This is a genomic window from Nonomuraea sp. NPDC047529 (genome assembly GCF_040642995.1).
In the GTDB taxonomy this organism is placed as follows: domain Bacteria; phylum Actinomycetota; class Actinomycetes; order Streptosporangiales; family Streptosporangiaceae; genus Nonomuraea.
Window position 1 is genome coordinate 39,837 of record NZ_JBEYTJ010000025.1, and the last position, 16,417, is coordinate 56,253.

Genomic DNA, 16,417 nt, shown 5'->3' on the forward strand with positions numbered 1-16,417 from the left:
ACGAGGGCCCGCCGTCAAGGCCGCGGCGGGCGGGCGGCCTCGCGGCACTCCTCCAAGGTGAGGGCCGCCAGGGCCTCGCGGACGACGGGCACGCACACCGGGGCCATCGACAGGCTCGACACCCCAAGCCCCACCAGCAGCGGCGCGACCGCCGGGTCGCCGGCCGACTCGCCGCACACCCCGACCGGCTTGCCCGCCCGCAGCCCGGCCTCGGCGCACATGCCGACCAGCCGGAGCAGCGCGGGGTGGGCCGGGTCGAGCAGGTCGGCCAGGCCGTGATGCTGCCGGTCGGCGGCGAAGGTGTACTGGGCCAGGTCGTTGGTGCCGACGCTGAGGAAGTCCACCTCGGCCAGCAGCTCGTCGGCCTGGAGGGCGGCGGCGGGCACCTCGACCATCACGCCCGCGCGGGGGAGGCCGCGCTCGCGGACGCGGCGGGCGAAGTCGGCCGCCTCCCGCGCGGTGGTCACCATCGGGGCCATCACCAGCACGTCGGCGCCCGTGGCGCGGGCGGCCTCGGCGATGGCGTCGAGCTGGGCGTCCAGGACGCCGGGCAGCACGCGGTCGACGCGCAGGCCGCGCACGCCCAGCGCCGGGTTGGGCTCGGGCGGCAGGCCGAGGAAGGGCAGCGGCTTGTCGGTGCCGGCGTCGAGGGTGCGGACGGTCACCGGCCCCGCCGCGGCGAACACCTCCGCGTACGCGGCCACCTGCTCCTCGTGGGAGGGCGGCTGCCTGCGGTCGAGGAACAGGAACTCGGTGCGGAACAGCCCCACGCCCTCCGCACCCGGACGCAGGTCCGCGGCCGAGCCGATGTTGTGCAGCAGCCTGACCGGGTGGCCGTCGGCGGTCCGGCCGGGACCGGTGCTCGCCGCCAGCCTGGCCCGGTCGCGCCGGTCGGACTCCCGTACGCCGTCGGCCTCCTCGCCGGTGAGGCTGATCGTGACCTCGCCGGTGACGCCGTCCACGCCGACCAGCGTCCCGTCGGGGACGTCCAGGACGCCCGCGCACGCCACGACGGCGGGCAGGCCCCGGCCGCGGGCCAGGATCGCGGTGTGGCTGGTGGGCCCGCCGCGCTCGGTGACCAGCGCCAGCACCCGCGGGCCCAGGCCGACGGTGTCGGCGGGGGACAGGTCCTCGGCCACCAGCACGAACGGATGCCCGGGGTCGGGGACGCCCGGCATGGGCAGGCCCAGGGCGGCGGCCACCGCCCGGGACCTGAGGTCGTCGAGGTCGGCGGCCCGTTCGGCCAGGTAGCCGCCCAGCGCGGCCAGGGCCTCCCGGTGCGCGGTGAAGGCGGCGTCCAGGGCGTGGGCGGCGTCCAGGCCGTCGTCGCGCACGTGCGTCTCGGCCTGCTCACGCAGCACCGGGTCGGCGGCCATCATGGCCAGCGCCTCCAGGATCTCGGCCCCTTCGGCGGTGGCGTGGGCGGCGCGGCGTCCGAGGTCGGCGGCCAGGGCGTCCAGGGCCTCGGCGGTGACGGCCGCCTCGGCGCCGGGATCGGTCACCCGGCGGGGGGCGGGCAGCACGGGCGGGGCCGCCATCCGCACCACGGGCCCGGCGGCCCGGCCCTGGCTGACCCCCAGCCCCTTCAGCGTCGCCTCAGGCATCGAGCGCCCCACCGTCCGCAGGCCCAGCCGCCCCCGCCGCGTCGGGGACGTCGGGGGCGTCGAGGTCGCGGGAGAGGAGGGCGGCCAGCGTGTCGAGCGCCTCCTCGGCCCCCGCGCCGTCGGCCTCCAGCGTCACCACCGTGCCTCGCACCGCGCCCAGCGACAGCACCCCCAGCATGCTGCCGGCCGGCACCGACTTCTCCCCGAGCCGCACCCGCACCGGCACCCCGAGCCGGGCCGCCTCCCGCACGAACACCTTCGCCGGACGCGCGTGCAGGCCACTGGCAGAGGCCACGGCCACCGTTCGACTCGCCATCCCGAACCTCCTCAGGGTTCTATCGTCACCTTGATGGCCGTGCCCGTGCTGACGAGATCGATCCCGTCGAGCACCCGGGGCAGCGGCAGCCGGTGCGTGATCAGGTCGGACACCACGACGGCGCCCTCGGCCACCAGGCGCAGCGCCTCGGCGTTGTGCGCGGGGCTGGAGCCGTTCGCGCCCACGATGGTCAGCTCCCGGTAGTGGACCAGGTTGGCGTCGAGCGCGATGACCGGGTCGTCCTTCGGCAGCCCGCCGAAGAAGCTCACGCGCCCCTGCCGGGCGGCCATCCGCACCGCCTGCTCCTGGGCCGCGCCGGAGGCCGCCGCCGTGATCACGACGTCGGCGCCGCGGCCGCCGGTCAGCTTGAGCACCTGCCCGACGGCGTCGGAGTCGATCACCGCGTCGGGACGCACCAGCTCGGCCGCCATCGCCAGCCGCTCGGCGTTGACGTCCACGAGGAAGACCCGGGACGCGCCGCGCGCCCGCGCCAGCCGTACGTGCAGGCAGCCGATCGGGCCCGCGCCCATCACCACCACGTCGTCGCCCGCGCCCACCCCGGCCAGCGACTGGCCGTTGAGCACGCAGGCCAGCGGCTCGGCCACCGACGCCTCGGCGAACCCGACACCGTCGGGAATCGTGTTGACCCCCTTCACGGCCAGCACCTTGGCCGGGACGATCAGGTACTCGGCGAAGCCGCCGTCGTAGTGGTAGCCCATCGACTCCTGGTTCGCGCAGACGGTCAGGCGGCCCCGGCGGCACTCGGCGCACGTCCCGCACGGGATGGCGGCGATCACCTGGACCCGCGCGCCCGTGCCCACGACCTCGCCGGCGATCTCGTGGCCCATCACCCGCGGCGGCCTGATGTGGTGGTGGCCGTACCGGAAGATCTTGGCGTCCGTGCCGCAGGTCGAGCAGTTGCGCACCCGGATCTTCAGCTCGCCCGGCCCGGCCTGCGGCTCCGGCGCGTCCTCGATCCTGATGTCGCCGGGGGCATGGAACCTGGCTACCTTCACGTGAGCTCCTTCAGCACCTGGGCAGGGTCCGTCGCCTCGCGCAACGCCCTGGCCCGGTCGGGGTCGAGCAGGATCTCGGCCAGCGCCGCCAGCAGCGGCACGTGCCCGTCGCCGGCCGCGGCGATGCCCACGCACAGCGTGACCCGCTCGCCGTCCCAGTCGATCCCGCCGGGGAAGCGCACGACGCAGATCGCGTCGCGCGCGACGTCCTGCTTGGAGGCGGCCGTGCCGTGCGGGATGGCCACCTCCTCGCCGACGTAGGTGGAGATCGTGCGCTCGCGTTCGAGCATCGCCTCGACGTACGGCTGCGCGACCGCGCCCACGTCCACCAGAACCTGCCCGCACCTGCGCACGGCCTCCTCCCGCGAGGACGCGCTCTCGTGCAGCAGGATCGCCCGCCGGTCGAGCAGCCCCTCACGCATCGACGGTGCCGCCGTTCCTGATGGTGTTCACCAGCCTGGTCACCGCCGGGTCGCCGAGGAAGACCTGGAAGGACACCAGCGGCTTGCCGGGCGCGGCGGCCCTGGCCCTGGCGGCCAGCCCGGAGTGGCACACGACGACGTCCGCGTCGCCGGGGATGGAGTTCACCGGGGTGTGCTCGACGGTGACGCCGCTCTCCTTGAGCTGCTTGCGGAGCTGGGAGGCGAGCATGACGCTGCTGCCCATGCCCGCGTCGCAGGCCACGACGATCTTGTGGATGTCCTTGCTGTCGATGCCGGCCACGGCTCACGCCTCCTTGCTGACGGGTTCGGTCCTGACGGGTTCGCTGCTCGCGGGGTCACTGGTCGCGGGGTCGGGGCTGCTCGCGGGGACCGGGGCCGCCGGGTCCGCGACGGTGTCCTGCGGGCCGAGGGCGTCCGGCTCCTCGTCCTTCTCGCCCCGGCCGAAGCCGAGCAGCACGGCGGCGACGGCGAACGACACGGCCGTGGCCACCGCGATCCCGGCGATCGAGCCGAGCCAGCCGCCGCGCGGCGTCACCGCGAGGTAGGCGAAGATGCTGCCCGGCGAGGGCGTGGCGACCAGGCCCGCCCCGGTGATCATGAACGTGAAGACGCCGGCCGCCCCGCCCGCGATGACGGCCAGGATGAGCCGCGGCTTCATCAGCACGTACGGGAAGTAGATCTCGTGGATGCCGCCGAAGAAGTGGATGATCATCGCGGCGGGCGTGCTCGGCCGCAGCGGACGCGGCCCGAACAGCAGGTACGCCACCAGCAGCCCGAGCCCCGGCCCCGGGTTCGACTCCAGCATGAACAGGATCGACTTGCCCTGCCGCACCGCCTCGGCCACCCCCAGCGGCCCCAGCACGCCGTGGTTGACCGCGTTGTTCAGGAACAGCACCTTGGCCGGCTCGATCAGCACCGAGGCCACCGGCAGCAGGTTGTTGGTGATCAGCCACTCGACCGCGCCGCCCGCCGCGTCGGTGACGACGCGGACGACCGGCCCGATGCCCAGCACCCCGGCCACGGCCATCGCGGCGCCCACGATGCCGGCGGTGAAGTTGTCCACGAGCATCTCGAACCCGGCCCTGGTCCGCTGCTCAGTGAACTTGTCCACATATTTCAGGATTACGGCGGCGAGCGGGCCGACGATCATCGCGCCGAGGAACATCGGGATGTCCGAGCCCACGACGACGCCCATCGCCGCCACCGCGCCGACGACCGCGCCGCGCTGGCCGTGGACCATGCGGCCGCCGGTGTAGGCGATGAGGATCGGCAGCAGGGACTTGATGACCGGGTCGACCAGCGCGGCCAGTTCCTTGTTCGGCAGCCAGCCGGTGGGGATGAACAGCGCGGTGACCAGGCCCCAGGCGATGAACGCGCCGATGTTCGGCATGATCATCCCGGCCAGGTGGCCGCCTAAACGCTGGATGGTGGCCTTGACTCCGGTGCCGTAGACCGGAGGGGTGTAGCTGTCGGCCATGGACGTGCTCCTTCGGGGGGATGAGCAGTGGATCAGCCGTGCGGTGAGGGGGCGACCGGCTCCGGGACGGGCGGCGCCTGCGGGACGGTGAGCGGCCGGGCCGGGTCGGGGACTCCCGTCCGCACCCTGGCGCGGTCGATGTCGGCGGGGCCGGGCATCCTGCTGCCGGGCAGCCGGACCGCCGCCGCGCCCCAGGCCAGCGCCTCGGCCAGGGCGGTGACGCCGTGCCCGCCGGCGGCCAGGAATCCGGCCAGCATGGCGTCGCCGGCGCCGACGGAGCTGCGCGGCCCGGTGACCGGGGCCTCGCCGTACCAGACGCCACCGTCCTCGACCAGGACGGCGCCGTCGGGGCCGAGGCTGGCCAGCACCGTACGGGCGCCCGCGGCGCGCAGTTCGGCCGCCGCCTCGACCACGTCGCCCACCCGGACGAGCGGCACGCCGGTCACCGCGGCCAGCTCGTCGAGGTTGGGCTTGACCAGGGCCGGACCGGCTCCGAGCGCGCGGGCGAGGGCCGGGCCGCTGGTGTCCACGGCGACGTGCAGGCCCGCGGCGGCGAAGCGGCGGCACAGCCGGGCGTAGACGTCGGCGGGCACCCCGGGCGGCAGGCTGCCCGAGGCCACCACCCAGTCCGCCACCCGGTTCGCCTCGTGCGCCGCGGCCAGCACGGTCTCGGCGATCGTGTCCAGCTCGGCCGCCGACAGCGCCGGACCCGGCTCGTTGATCTTGGTGACGGTTCCGTCGGGCTCGGCGAGCGTGACGTTGGACCGGGTCGTGCCCGCCACGGGGACGGTGACCATGTCCAGCCCCTCGGCGGCCAGCAGGCGGACGAGCTGCGCGCCCTCGTCCCCGGCGAAGGGCACCACCGCGCGGGCGGCGACGCCGTTGGCCAGCAGCGCCCGCGAGACGTTGACGCCCTTGCCGCCCGGGTCGAGCCGGGCCCGTGCGGCGCGGATCACCGCTCCCCGGGCCAGGGCGGCGATCTCGATCGTGCGGTCGAGGCTCGGGTTAAGCGTCAGCGTGAGGATCACGCGCGGATCACCTCCGGCCCGGCGGCGGCGATGTCGGCGGCCAGGGCGGGGTCGAGCCCGGCGTCGGTGATGACCACGTCGATCTCGCCCAGCTCGGCGAACGTGGCCAGGTAGGTGTTGCCGAACTTGGTGTGGTCGGCCAGCAGCACGCTGCGCTGCGCGGCCCGGACCATGGCCCGCTTGATCGCCGCCTCGGCCGGGTCGGGCGTGGTCAGGCCCCGGGCGGGCGAGCAGCCGTTGGCGCCCATGAAGGCGACGTCGACGTTGAGGTGCGCCAGCGGGCGCAGCGCCCAGTCGTCGACCGTGGCCAGCGTCTTGCCGCGCAGCCGCCCGCCCAGCACGATCACCTGCAGATTGGACCGCGAGGCCAGGACGGTGGCCAGCGGCGGCGAGTTCACGATCACGGTGAGCTCGCGGTCGGCGGGCAGCGCCTGGACCAGGCGGCCCGTGGTGGTGCCGGCGTCGATGATGACCGAGCCGTCCTCGGGCAGCTCGGCCAGGGCCGCCTTGGCGATGCGCTCCTTCTCCGCGGTCATCACCTCGTCGCGGGCGGCGAGCGCGGGCTCGAACCCCAGCCGTTCCACGGGGATCGCGCCGCCGTGCACCCGGCGCAGCACGCCCGCCCGCTCCAGCGCGGTCAGGTCGCGGCGGATCGTCTCGGTGGTCACGTCGAGCTCGGCGGCCAGCGTCACCACGTCGACGCGGCCCGCGTTCCGCGCCCTGCGGAGGATCTCCTGCTGCCGCTCCTCGGCGTACATGATGTTGGTTCACCGCCGTTTCTGGTTGGTTTCTCCTGTGTTTATACCCGCTTTCGTGGGACGGTCAAGAGGGGGACGGCACAATCTGGTAGTTATAGGCGGGTGCGAATGAAGCCTCTGGCCGCCGTGGCGGCGGTCGTCCCCGTCGTCGCCCTGGCCACGCCGGCCCACGCCGCCGCCGCGCGGCCGATCCGTGTGCCCGCGGGCACCACGGCGGCCTGGGTGGTGTTCGACCGCAAGGCGGGCAAGATCGTCGCCGTCCGGAACGCCCATCGGAAGTTCCGCTCGGCGTCGGTCGTGAAGATCCTCATCGCGATCGACTACCTGGAACGGCGCAAGAGCGTCCCGGCGGCCGACGCCCGGCTGCTGAAGATCATGCTGCGCTCCAGCGACGACGACGCGGCGTCGGCGTTCTGGGACCGCGGCGGCAAGGGGCAGATCATCGTCCGGACGGCGCGCAGGCTCGGCCTGTCCGACACCACGCCGCCGCCCGCCTCCAAGCCCGGCTTCTGGGGCTACACCTCGCTCAGCGCGTACGACGTCGTCAGGACCTACCGCTACCTGCTCGACACCGCCGACGCCCGGGTGCGCGACCTCGTCCTCGGCCACCTGCGCGCCTCCACGCCGTGCGGCACCGACGGCTTCGACCAGACCTTCGGCATCCCGCGCGCGGTCCCGAGGCCGTGGGCGGTCAAGCAGGGCTGGTCGGGATTCGGCACGACGCCGCCGGGCAAGTGCGACGCCAAGAGCGTGGCCGCCCCCGTCTCGTGGATCGCGCAGCGGGCGACCGGTTCGGGCGTGCCCGACTACGGGCGGCCCGTGCTGCACACGACGGGCCTGGCCGGCGCCGGCGACCGCCTGGTCATGGCGGTGCTCACCGCCCACCCGGCGGGCAGCGCGTGGAGCGGCTCGGTCAAGCGCGTCACCGACCTGACGGCCGCGCTCCACCGCTCGGTGTCGTAGCCGCGAAGGCTCTGCCTGCGTGGGCTCGGCCCGCGTGGGCTCGGCCCGCGGGGGCCGGTGCTCAGTGGCCGAGGCTCAGTGGCCGAGGCTCAGGGGCCGGTGCTCAGGGGCCGGTCTGGAGCTGCTGCTCCAGGCGGACCTTCTTGGGCACGCACATGCGCCACGCCTCCAGCACCAGCTCCCGCATCTCCGCCGCGTCGAGGGCGTCCATGCGGGCGACCACCCAGTTGAAGCGCAGGTCGGACTCGCCGGGCATGAGGAACTTGCCGGGCTCGGCCGCCACCAGGGCCTGGCGTTCCTCCTTGGGGAACCCGAAGCCCATCAGCGTCTCGTCCCGCGAGAACGCCACGTAGACGATCTTTCCCACGCGGAACTTGACCCGGTCCCGGATCAGATGCTCGGACGAGCGCGGAAGGGTGCGCGCGAAGCGCCGGACGTCCTCGACGGTGATCACACGGCCACGTTAGCGGTTGCCCTCCGCGGCCGAGATGTCGGCGAGAGCGGAGTCCGGGTCGCGCTCCACCGCCAGGTCGCCCAGGCTCACGATGCCGACCGGACGCCCGTCCTCGACGACCGGGAGGCGGCGTACCGCGTGCGACCGCATGATCTGCACGGCCTGGTCGATGCTCGTGTCGGGCCCGACCGCCTCGACCGACGGGCTGCACGCCTCCCTGACCGGCGTGTCCGGCCCCCGCTCGTCGGCCACCACGCGGATCGTGATGTCCCGGTCGGTGACGATGCCCTTCATGCGCCCGTTCTCGTTGACGATCACCGCCCCCGCGTCGTTGTCGCGCATGAGCGCCGCGGCGACCGAAACGGCCTGGTCGCACTCGACCGTCGCCGGGTGGGAAGTCATGACGTCTGCCACGGTCTCTGCCATGGGGTCCTCCTGAATGCTCACGTCCCGGCGGCTACCTACCCCGGCCGGTGAACCATTCACAGGGTTTTGTCGGATTCCGGCGTCCGGCCATGCGTGTCCGGTACGTCCGTGGAGGACCCCTTTACCGGACCTCAGAGCGTCTTCGCCGCCAGGCGGATCTCCTCCAGCAGGATCGCGAGGTCGTCCTCGGTGGTGTCCGGGTGCAGGAAGCAGGCTCGCAGGGCGTCCCGGCCGCCGAGACGGGTGCCGGTGAGGAAGGCGTTGCCGCGCGCCTGGACCGCGCCCGGCAGGGCCCGGTTGAGCGCGTCGAGCCCGCCGGGCCCGGTCGTCGTGGGCGTGTGCCGGAAGGCGGTGATGGAGGTGGCGACCGGCGCGAGCAGCTCGAAGTCCGCGGCCTCCTCGACCATGGCGGCGAGCGTGCGGGCCAGCCCGCTGGTGTGCTCCACCAGCCGCGTGACGCCCTCCCTGCCCAGGTACGACATCGTCGCCCACGTCTTCAGCGCCCGGAACGGCCGGGTCTGCTCGGGCCCGTACTCGGCGAACCAGCCCAGGTCGTCGGCGCTGTCGTCCACCAGGTACGACGGCACCAGGCTGAAGGCGGCCCGTGCGGCGGCCGGGTCGCGCAGCAGCGCGCAGCCGCAGCCGACCGGCACGCCGAGCCACTTGTGCGGGTCGAGGGCCAGCGAGTCGGCCCGGTCCAGCCCCGCGTAGGCGGGCGCCGACACCGCGTCCAGCACGCCGAGCGCGCCGTAGGCGCCGTCCACGTGGAACCAGAGCCCGTGCTCGGCGGCCACGTCGGCGATGGCGTCGAGCGGGTCCACCGCGCCGGAGTTGACCGTGCCCGCGCTGCCCGCCACGCAGAACGGCCGCAGGCCCGCCGCCAGGTCGTCGGCGATCATCGTGCGCAGGGCGCCGACGTCCATGCGGAAGGAGGCGTCCACCGGGACCTTGCGGACGTTCCGGGCGCCGAGGCCGAGGAGCTGGGCCGCCTTGTGCAGGCAGCTGTGGCCCTCCTCGGTGACGTACAGGATCATGGGCGGGCGGCCGTGCAGGCCGTCCTCGCGGGCGTCCCAGCCGTCGGCGAGCGCGGCGTGCTGGCGGGCCGTGGCCAGGCAGACGATGGTGGCCATCGACGCGCCGCTGGTCAGCAGGCCGCCGCCGGGCGGATGGGGGAAGCCGACCAGCTCGGCCAGCCAGCGCACCACCGTACGCTCCAGCAGCGGGCCCGCGTGGTCGCCGCCCGCGCAGCTCGGGTTGAGCGCGGCGGCCAGCGGCTCGACCACCACGCCGGCGGGGGAGGGCGGCGAGTTCACCCAGCCGAAGAAGCGCGGGTGCCCGTTGCCCATCGGGTACGGCAGCACGTGGGCGCGCACGTCGTCGAGCAGCGCGTCGAGCGGACGCCCGGCGGCGGGCAGCGGCAGCTCGCCCAGCCAGGCGCGTTCGGCGGCGGGCACCGGTTGCCAGACCGGCCCGGCCGCGACTCCCTCCAGGTGAGCGGCCGCGATCTCGGCCGCCCTGACGCCGGCGCGGCGCAGCTCATCCATGCGGGGATTCCCTCCGGGTCTCGTGGTGCCAGGTCTCGTGGTGGCCGCCGCCACTCAGCTCCATGGCCAGGTAGAAGACGCAGTCGGCGGTCCCGTCGTTGGCGAAGGCGTGCCGGTGGTCGCCGGGGTAGGAGGCCGAGTCGCCGGCCTCCAGCTCGTACGGGCGGTCGTCGATCGTCAGGCGTAGCGTGCCGCGCTCGACGGCCAGGTACTCGCGCGAGCCCCGGGCATGCGGCGCGAACTCGCCCGCGTCCACGCCGGGGCCGATCGTGGTCCGCATGAACTCGAACTCCACGTCGGCCAGCACCGGCGACAACACCCGCCGCTCCCAGCCCGACGGGTCGCGCAGCACCCGCTGCCGGTCGTGCCGCAGCACGCGCACGGCCTCGTGCGCCGGTTCGTCGAGGAGCCGGGAGATCGACGTGCCGAGGGCCGTGGCCAGGCGGTCGAGCACCAGCACGGTCGGCGACTTGGCGCCGCGCTCGACGTCGGAGACCATGCTCCGGCTGATGCCGCTCAGCTCGGCCAGCCGCTCGACGGACAGCCCGCGCCCGCGCCGCTCGGCGCGGATGCGCCCGCCCAGTTCGGCCAGGGACAGGCCGCCGGACAGGATGCCTTCACCTTGCATTCCTCCACTATAGCGGAGAAACGTCCTCTTTAGCGGCCTTCATTGCCTCGTAGCCTGCGAGAACTTGCTTGCGGCGTTTGGCCGACAGGCGGTCGATGTACAGGTAGCCGTCGAGGTGGTCGGTCTCGTGCTGGAGGCAGCGGGCCAGCAGGCCGGTGCCCTCGACCGTGACGGGCGCGCCCTCGGCGTCGAAGCCGTGGACGGCGGCGTGGTCGGGACGGGGGAGCGGGGCGAACTGCCCGGGGACCGACAGGCAGCCCTCCTCGTCGGGGTCGAGACGGCGCTCGCCGAGAGCGGGCAGCTCCAGGGCGGGGTTGACCACGACGCCCTTGTGGTGGACGCCCTCGGCGTCGGGGCAGTCGTAGACGAACACGCGCAGCGGCACGCCGATCTGGTTGGCGGCCAGGCCCACGCCGTCGGCCGCGTACATGCTCGCGAACATGTCGTCGACCAGCGCCGCCAGCTCGCCGTCGAACCGGGTCACCGGCTCGCACGGATTGTGCAGCACCGGATCGCCCACGTGCACGATCGGCCGGACCTCTCCCACGACCACGCCTTCCTTTTGACCTGACTTTGCCGCGACCAGTCTATGAGCGACGCCGCGCCGGTCGATCCAGTCTCATATAACAAGACATATCCTCTCGAAAGATGAGATGCGCGCTAATGTGCGGAGTACACATCGTCGTGAAGGAGTCTTTCGATGGACGCCGTCTACACCCATGGGCATCACGAGTCCGTCCTGCGCTCGCACCGGTGGCGCACCGCGGAGAACTCGGCCGCTTACCTGCTGCCGCACCTCAAGCCCGTGATGAAGGTCCTCGACGTGGGCAGCGGGCCCGGCACGATCACCGCGGACCTGGCCGCGCGGGTGGCGCACGTGACGGCGTCGGAGGTGACCGAGGAGGCGCTGGCGCTGGCCAGGGCCGAGATCGCCGCGCGGGGGCTGGGGAACGTGGACTTCGCCGTCGCCGACGCGCACGCCCTCGACTTCCCCGACGACACCTTCTGCGTGGTCCACGCCCACCAGGTGCTCCAGCACGTCGGCGACCCGGTGCGGGCGCTGCGCGAGATGCGCCGGGTGACCAGGCAGGGCGGGTACGTCGCGGTCAGGGACAGCGACTACGCGGCCTTCGCCTGGTACCCCCGCCTGCCCGCCCTGGACGACTGGATGGCCCTCTACCAGAGGCTCGCCCGCGAGAACGGCGGCGAGCCGGACGCCGGGCGGCGCCTGCTGTCCTGGGCCCGCGCCGCCGGCTTCCAGGACGTCACCGCCACCTCCTCCACCTGGTGCTTCGCCACCCCCGAGGACCGCGCGTGGTGGGGCGGCATGTGGGCCGACCGCGTCCGGGAGTCGGCCATGGCGCGGCAGGCGCTCGCCACGGGCGCGGCCACCGAGTCCGACCTGCGGCGCATGGCCGACGGCTGGCGGGAATGGGCCGCCGACGACGACGCCTGGCTCTCGGTCCTGCACGGCGAGATCCTCTGCCGCCCCTGACCCGCCGGACGGGCCACCGGGCGGGGCGTCAGGTCAGAGGCCGAGGGTGCGGGTGCGCTGCCACTGGGGGTCGCGGTAGAGCACCTGGTCGGTGCCCAGCAGTTCGTCGGGGGCCGACAGCATGGCGATCTCGCCCGCGGCCTGGAGCTGCAGCAGCAGGTCGCGCACCCGCGGCCCCACCGGCAGCCGCCCGGCGGGCAGCCCGAACCCGGCCCGCACCGTGTCGGCGATCTCCGACAGGTGGAACGGCCCGTCGAGGCCCGCCACGATGCCGCGCACCACGGTCATCGTGATCAGTTCCTCGGCCTCGGTGTGGGCGAGCTGCCAGGTGATCTGCTCCTTACGGCCCCCGGTCGCCGCGCAGACCGTGCAGCCCCGCGTCAGGCCCGGGGCCACCTGCTCCACCGCCGAGCCGAGACAGGCCGAGCACTGGCCGTTCTCGGCGGCGTGCAGCTCGGCCGCCATCCGTCCGGCCAGCACCGCGCCGCAGTCGCAGCCGAAGCCGTCGCCCAGCATGCCGCTCTGCGGCGAGATCGTATGCTTCGTCATCAAGCCGACTCTACCGGCCCCGGCCGCCCCTTCCGCGGGCCCGCGTCCCGTCAGGCACGGACGTCGGCGAGCCCGTGCAGGCGGCGCAGGGCCTTGCGGGCGGACGCCGTGACGCGTTCGTCCGGGTGGTGGTCGATGATGACCCGCAGCACCCGTCCCGTCCACGGGTGGTCGCCGAAGGCCAGGATCGCGATCGTGCCCGCCTGCTCCTCGGCGTCCATCCCCATGGCGATCGACTCGATCACCTCACCCGCCTCGCCGCCGCCGAACTCCAGCAGCGCCGCCGCCATGTCCACCAGCACCCAGGCGATCTCGTCGGGAGAGGGACGCCGTTCCTCGCGGCCCGTCCTGGCCGCGACCACCGCGCCCAGGCGGGGTTCCTCCAGCAGCCCGCGCAGCGCCCGGCGGCCCTCCTCACCGAGGCCCGACGACAGCAGCTCCACGCCGACCGCCCTGCTCAGCGGGCTCACATCGGGCAGCGCCCCGGCGATCTCGGCCGCGGCCCGCTCGCGGTCGCGTCCGGCCAGCCAGCCCGCGAGCTCCTCGCCGCGCTCGGCCTCGGGGTAGGAGCGCAGGCCGTGCAGCAGCGTGGCGGCGTCGGCGTCGGCGAGCGTCCCCATGACGGGGATCTCCTGCCCGGCGGTCTCGGCGATGATCAGCCGCGCCACCCACAGCCCGAGCCAGCTCAGCGTGTACGGCTCCGCCTGCCGGACCAGCCCCAGATCGGTCAGCGCCCGCGGCACCCGCCCGGCGACCGGCTCCCTGGACAGGAACATGCGGATGAGCTCCAGCAGCAGCCGCTGGTCGGCGGCCAGCCGCGCCCGGCACACCTCGGCCCACGCCTCCAGCACCCGGGCGTCGTCGCCGCTCCCGCCCTCGCTCCCGCCCTCGCTCCCGCCCTCGCTCCCGCCCTCGCTCCCGCCCTCGCTCCCGTCCGCGCGCTCGTCTTGCCTGTCGAGCAGCGCCTTCAGCTCGCCCGAGAGCGGGGCGGCGCGGACCGCGGCGGCCAGGGTGGCGGCGTCGGGGAGCCGGATCGGCGGTTGCAGCGGCAGCGTGTCGTCGTCGTAGGACCTCACGGAGCCCATCCTGTCCTCATCGTCGGCCGGATCGGAATCGTCCCGCCGGATCGCGAAACGCCGGAAACTGGACGCGGTCCAGCGTACTCACGTCGTCCTCCGGCCACGAGGGAAAGATCACGTCCGGGAAAACGGTGAGCGGGCGACGGCAAGCTGGGCTAGAGTGCTGCGAAATGTCGGGAGAAGGGAGGCACTGAGATGTTTGGCAGTGAAAGTGTGATTTTCATTTCTCGGAGGAACTGTGCTTTTCCGTCCCGCGGTCGAGGCTGACCTCGACCGTCTGCTCAGCTGCGTCGTCGACGAATCCATCAGCTGGGCCCATCCCGACCGGCTGCTCTCTTTCCTGGAGAGCCGTAACTACCGCTACGACCGCATCTGGGTCGCCGAGGAGAACGGCGAGATCCTGGCCCGCGCCGTCTGGTGGGGCTTCGCCGGCGAGGAGCGACCGCTCGCCCTCGACTGCGTCTACGTCCACCCCTCGGTCGAGGACCGTGTGGGCCTGGCCGCCGAGCTGCTGCGCCACGCGCACGCCGCGTTCGGCCGGACGCCGGAGTACCACGTCTTCGTCTCCAACGGCTGGCGTGAGGACCCGAAGGCGTCGGCGGCCATCGCCTGGCGCTGGGAGGCCGCCGGCCGCGCCGGGCTGACCGAGGAGCTGGAACGCCTGCGCTACGCCTGGACGCCCGGCTCGCCGGTGCCCGAGCCGTCCGACCGGCTGGTCTTCCGCGGCGATGACGACGACGAGGTGTTCGTGGACGCCTTCCGCCAGGTCGCCGAGGGCACCCTCGACTTCCACACCCGCCAGGCCCTGATGACCATGGACCCCGTGGAACAGGCCCGCGAGGACGTCCGCGACAACCGCTCGATGCGGGGCGAGCGGTCCTGGTGGCGACTGGCCTACGACAAGAGCGGCGACCTGGTCGGCGTCGCGCTGCCCTCCGCCAACGACGCCGGGCCCGTGGTCGGCTACCTCGGCGTGGTGCCCGCGCACCGGGGCCGCGGCTACGTCGACGAGCTGCTCGGCGAGATCACCCGCTTCCACGCCGAGCGTGGCGTGCCGGGCATCATGGCCGACACCGACGCGGGCAACGTCCCGATGGCGCGGGCGTTCGAACGCGCCGGGTACGAGAACGTCTCGGTCCGGCTCGTCCTGTCGGCCGATCCCGCCGCCGCCTGACCCTCCGGCCCGTCCCTGACGGCGTCCCCCGTCAGGGACGGGCCGCCAGGCGCGCCCGTACGACCAGATCGTGCAGGGCGTCGTCCGCGGCGGCCCGCTCGGGCAGCGCCGACTCCTGGCACGCCACCTCCAGCGCGGCCGTCATCCGCGCCACGTCGTCGGCCACGCCCGCCACCTGGGGCGCGGGGCCGTGCTCGGCCTCCTTCTTGGCCGCCACCAGCTCCGGCAGGTACGCCGGCCCGTACGCCGTCAGCCGCGTCAGGTCGGCCTCCAGCTCCCCGCTGCGCATGAGATGGGTGCCCGTCGCCAGCACCCGGAAGGTGTACAGCAGCGGCTTCAGCTCCCCGGTACGCCCGAACAACCGCCACTGCGTACGGGCGAACCCCAGGTAGTGGTGGGCGTGGTGCCGCGTCACGCATCCGGGCGCCAGCGCCACCAGCTCGTCGTGCAGCGGCGAGGAGGTCACCACCAGCGGCGACAGGAGCTGTTCCAGCACGTATCCGTTCCGGCCGAGCAGCAGGCGGCAGAACTTGACCAGGTCGTGCGTGACCAGGTCCACCTCGACGCCGTCGCGCGTCCACGTCCGGTCGAGCGTCAGCGGCCCGGTGCGCAGCCCGACCACCTCCTCGGCCGGCAGCACGTGCACGCCGCGCAGGTCCACGTCGGAGTCCACGGACGGGAAGCCGTACAGGTGGGCGCCGCTCACCGTGGCGAACGCCACCGGGTACGGCTGCTCGCCGGGGATCTCCGGCAGCCAGGACGGCAACGCGCTCACAGGTGCTCCTTCCGCACGCCCACCAGGAAGTCCTCCACCCGTTCCCGGTCCGGCCGCTCCGGCAGGACGCAGGGCGTGGCGGCCAGCTCCGCCGCCAGCTCCCCCCGCCAGGCGTCCACCTCGGCCCACGGCACCTGGCCGCGCCCGACCGCCAGCAGCCGTTCCCGGTGGGGGCCGACCTCGACCAGCGGCTCGCCGTGCCGGACCAGGTGCAGGCCGCTCAGCAGCAGCCGCACCATGTGCATGGCCTGCTTCCACTTGGGCGCCCGCGGGTCGAGCCGCCGGAACTGGTCGTCGGCGTACCCGGCGAACGTCTGCCGCGCCCGCCGCGACACGAACGCCCCGCGCAGCTCGCGCAGCCGCCGCCCGGCCGGGGTCTCGACCTCCACGATCGGCGACCACAGGCACTCCAGCACCGTCGGGTTGGCCTCCAGCGCCAGCACGCAGAAGCGCTCCACCTCCCAGGAGAACTGCTCGGGCAGCGGCCCGTCGCGGTGGGTGGGCGGCTTGGACAGCCGCCAGAAGTCCGCGGTGGGGGCGGCGAACACGCCGCGCCGGTCGGTGTCGGAGCCCTCGGTCTCCAGCCCGTACGCCCGGGAGCCCGTCACGACGGACAGGATGAGGTCAGAGTTCATCCGGACACCCTCCCACGGGGCTTGCGTTCGGGGGCCGGCGGCTGATCTGATCG

The 16,417-nt window shown here is 74.0% G+C and carries 20 protein-coding genes; 3 read left to right on the forward strand and 17 right to left on the reverse strand.

All coding sequences use genetic code 11. The features are described 5' to 3' along the window. Positions 1 to 14 precede the first annotated feature (14 nt). From ptsP to ABZ815_RS32620, 8 genes are read right to left on the reverse strand one after another with little or no spacing between them, the layout of a single operon-like run. Positions 15 to 1,604, reverse strand: coding sequence for a phosphoenolpyruvate--protein phosphotransferase (gene ptsP / locus ABZ815_RS32585; protein WP_357704706.1), 1,590 nt, complete (start codon positions 1,602 to 1,604; stop codon positions 15 to 17). Beyond that, positions 1,597 to 1,920 (reverse strand): HPr family phosphocarrier protein, encoded by a 324-nt coding sequence (locus ABZ815_RS32590; RefSeq protein ID WP_357704708.1) that lies wholly within the window; start codon positions 1,918 to 1,920, stop codon positions 1,597 to 1,599. Before ABZ815_RS32590 ends, ptsP begins: the two co-directional genes overlap by 8 nt. Before the next feature lie 11 nt (positions 1,921 to 1,931). After that, on the reverse strand, positions 1,932 to 2,936 hold the full coding sequence (locus tag ABZ815_RS32595; RefSeq protein ID WP_357704710.1) for a zinc-dependent dehydrogenase: 1,005 nt from the start codon (positions 2,934 to 2,936) through the stop codon (positions 1,932 to 1,934). Next, a complete protein-coding gene (locus ABZ815_RS32600) occupies positions 2,933 to 3,358 on the reverse strand; it encodes a PTS sugar transporter subunit IIA (protein ID WP_357704712.1) in 426 nt (141 codons plus the stop codon). Before ABZ815_RS32600 ends, ABZ815_RS32595 begins: the two co-directional genes overlap by 4 nt. Then, entirely contained in the window at positions 3,351 to 3,659 is a 309-nt protein-coding gene (locus ABZ815_RS32605; protein ID WP_357704714.1) for a PTS lactose transporter subunit IIB, read from the reverse strand. Before ABZ815_RS32605 ends, ABZ815_RS32600 begins: the two co-directional genes overlap by 8 nt. Positions 3,660 to 3,662: 3 nt before the next feature. Continuing rightward, positions 3,663 to 4,856, reverse strand: coding sequence for a PTS mannitol transporter subunit IICB (locus tag ABZ815_RS32610; RefSeq protein WP_357704716.1), 1,194 nt, complete (start codon positions 4,854 to 4,856; stop codon positions 3,663 to 3,665). Positions 4,857 to 4,888: 32 nt separating this feature from the next. Then, positions 4,889 to 5,884 carry a 1-phosphofructokinase gene (gene pfkB / locus ABZ815_RS32615; RefSeq protein ID WP_357704718.1) on the reverse strand — a complete coding sequence of 332 codons (996 nt, stop codon included), beginning with the start codon at positions 5,882 to 5,884 and terminating at the stop codon, positions 4,889 to 4,891. Further along, positions 5,881 to 6,642: a DeoR/GlpR family DNA-binding transcription regulator gene (locus ABZ815_RS32620; protein WP_357704720.1), complete on the reverse strand. Its 762-nt coding sequence runs from the start codon at positions 6,640 to 6,642 to the stop codon at positions 5,881 to 5,883. Before ABZ815_RS32620 ends, pfkB begins: the two co-directional genes overlap by 4 nt. Before the next feature lie 108 nt (positions 6,643 to 6,750). Here ABZ815_RS32620 and ABZ815_RS32625 point away from each other — a divergent pair, with 108 nt between their 5' ends. Continuing rightward, positions 6,751 to 7,605 carry a hypothetical protein gene (locus ABZ815_RS32625; RefSeq protein WP_357704722.1) on the forward strand — a complete coding sequence of 285 codons (855 nt, stop codon included), beginning with the start codon at positions 6,751 to 6,753 and terminating at the stop codon, positions 7,603 to 7,605. A 103-nt stretch (positions 7,606 to 7,708) separates the two neighbouring features. On the opposite strand, the gene ABZ815_RS32630 is transcribed toward ABZ815_RS32625, so the two are convergent. From ABZ815_RS32630 to def, 5 genes are all read right to left on the reverse strand, one after another. Further along, the gene (locus ABZ815_RS32630; protein WP_357704724.1) at positions 7,709 to 8,059 is read right to left on the reverse strand and encodes an MmcQ/YjbR family DNA-binding protein; all 351 of its coding nucleotides are present in this window, start codon (positions 8,057 to 8,059) and stop codon (positions 7,709 to 7,711) included. Between the two features lie 9 nt (positions 8,060 to 8,068). Beyond that, positions 8,069 to 8,485, reverse strand: coding sequence for a CBS domain-containing protein (locus tag ABZ815_RS32635; protein WP_357704726.1), 417 nt, complete (start codon positions 8,483 to 8,485; stop codon positions 8,069 to 8,071). Between the two features lie 131 nt (positions 8,486 to 8,616). Next, entirely contained in the window at positions 8,617 to 10,029 is a 1,413-nt protein-coding gene (locus ABZ815_RS32640) for an aminotransferase class V-fold PLP-dependent enzyme (protein WP_357704728.1), read from the reverse strand. After that, positions 10,022 to 10,657 carry an XRE family transcriptional regulator gene (locus ABZ815_RS32645; RefSeq protein ID WP_357704730.1) on the reverse strand — a complete coding sequence of 212 codons (636 nt, stop codon included), beginning with the start codon at positions 10,655 to 10,657 and terminating at the stop codon, positions 10,022 to 10,024. Before ABZ815_RS32645 ends, ABZ815_RS32640 begins: the two co-directional genes overlap by 8 nt. Positions 10,658 to 10,664: 7 nt before the next feature. Then, positions 10,665 to 11,204, reverse strand: a complete 540-nt coding sequence (def, locus tag ABZ815_RS32650) for a peptide deformylase (protein WP_357704732.1) — start codon at positions 11,202 to 11,204, stop codon at positions 10,665 to 10,667. A gap of 153 nt (positions 11,205 to 11,357) precedes the next feature. Here def and ABZ815_RS32655 point away from each other — a divergent pair, with 153 nt between their 5' ends. After that, complete coding sequence (locus ABZ815_RS32655) at positions 11,358 to 12,152, forward strand: methyltransferase domain-containing protein (RefSeq protein WP_357704734.1); 795 nt, start codon at positions 11,358 to 11,360, stop codon at positions 12,150 to 12,152. A 33-nt stretch (positions 12,153 to 12,185) separates the two neighbouring features. On the opposite strand, the gene ABZ815_RS32660 is transcribed toward ABZ815_RS32655, so the two are convergent. Both ABZ815_RS32660 and ABZ815_RS32665 read right to left on the reverse strand, forming a co-directional pair. Further along, complete coding sequence (locus ABZ815_RS32660; protein ID WP_357704736.1) at positions 12,186 to 12,701, reverse strand: hypothetical protein; 516 nt, start codon at positions 12,699 to 12,701, stop codon at positions 12,186 to 12,188. A gap of 50 nt (positions 12,702 to 12,751) precedes the next feature. Next, the gene (locus tag ABZ815_RS32665; protein WP_357704738.1) at positions 12,752 to 13,777 is read right to left on the reverse strand and encodes a hypothetical protein; all 1,026 of its coding nucleotides are present in this window, start codon (positions 13,775 to 13,777) and stop codon (positions 12,752 to 12,754) included. 241 nt (positions 13,778 to 14,018) lie between these two features. Between ABZ815_RS32665 and ABZ815_RS32670 the strand changes: the two genes are divergently transcribed. After that, a complete protein-coding gene (locus tag ABZ815_RS32670) occupies positions 14,019 to 14,954 on the forward strand; it encodes a GNAT family N-acetyltransferase (RefSeq protein ID WP_357704740.1) in 936 nt (311 codons plus the stop codon). A 31-nt stretch (positions 14,955 to 14,985) separates the two neighbouring features. On the opposite strand, the gene ABZ815_RS32675 is transcribed toward ABZ815_RS32670, so the two are convergent. Then, on the reverse strand, positions 14,986 to 15,729 hold the full coding sequence (locus tag ABZ815_RS32675; protein WP_357704742.1) for a nucleotidyltransferase domain-containing protein: 744 nt from the start codon (positions 15,727 to 15,729) through the stop codon (positions 14,986 to 14,988). Next, positions 15,726 to 16,364 (reverse strand): nucleotidyltransferase domain-containing protein, encoded by a 639-nt coding sequence (locus tag ABZ815_RS32680; RefSeq protein WP_357704744.1) that lies wholly within the window; start codon positions 16,362 to 16,364, stop codon positions 15,726 to 15,728. The genes ABZ815_RS32675 and ABZ815_RS32680 overlap by 4 nt, the downstream gene beginning before the upstream one ends. Between the last annotated feature and the right edge of the window lie 53 nt (positions 16,365 to 16,417).

Excerpts from the sequence above, each read along its gene's own strand:
- ptsP (WP_357704706.1), bottom strand. The coding sequence starts at position 1,604 with ATGCCTGAGGCGACGCTGAAGGGGCTGGGGGTCAGCCAGGGCCGGGCC.
- ABZ815_RS32590 (WP_357704708.1), bottom strand. The coding sequence starts at position 1,920 with ATGGCGAGTCGAACGGTGGCCGTGGCCTCTGCCAGTGGCCTGCACGCG.
- ABZ815_RS32600 (WP_357704712.1), bottom strand. The coding sequence starts at position 3,358 with ATGCGTGAGGGGCTGCTCGACCGGCGGGCGATCCTGCTGCACGAGAGC.
- ABZ815_RS32610 (WP_357704716.1), bottom strand. The coding sequence starts at position 4,856 with ATGGCCGACAGCTACACCCCTCCGGTCTACGGCACCGGAGTCAAGGCC.
- ABZ815_RS32620 (WP_357704720.1), bottom strand. The coding sequence starts at position 6,642 with ATGTACGCCGAGGAGCGGCAGCAGGAGATCCTCCGCAGGGCGCGGAAC.
- ABZ815_RS32625 (WP_357704722.1), top strand. The coding sequence starts at position 6,751 with ATGAAGCCTCTGGCCGCCGTGGCGGCGGTCGTCCCCGTCGTCGCCCTG.
- ABZ815_RS32635 (WP_357704726.1), bottom strand. The coding sequence starts at position 8,485 with ATGGCAGAGACCGTGGCAGACGTCATGACTTCCCACCCGGCGACGGTC.
- ABZ815_RS32640 (WP_357704728.1), bottom strand. The coding sequence starts at position 10,029 with ATGGATGAGCTGCGCCGCGCCGGCGTCAGGGCGGCCGAGATCGCGGCC.
- ABZ815_RS32645 (WP_357704730.1), bottom strand. The coding sequence starts at position 10,657 with ATGCAAGGTGAAGGCATCCTGTCCGGCGGCCTGTCCCTGGCCGAACTG.
- ABZ815_RS32655 (WP_357704734.1), top strand. The coding sequence starts at position 11,358 with ATGGACGCCGTCTACACCCATGGGCATCACGAGTCCGTCCTGCGCTCG.
- ABZ815_RS32660 (WP_357704736.1), bottom strand. The coding sequence starts at position 12,701 with ATGACGAAGCATACGATCTCGCCGCAGAGCGGCATGCTGGGCGACGGC.
- ABZ815_RS32680 (WP_357704744.1), bottom strand. The coding sequence starts at position 16,364 with ATGAACTCTGACCTCATCCTGTCCGTCGTGACGGGCTCCCGGGCGTAC.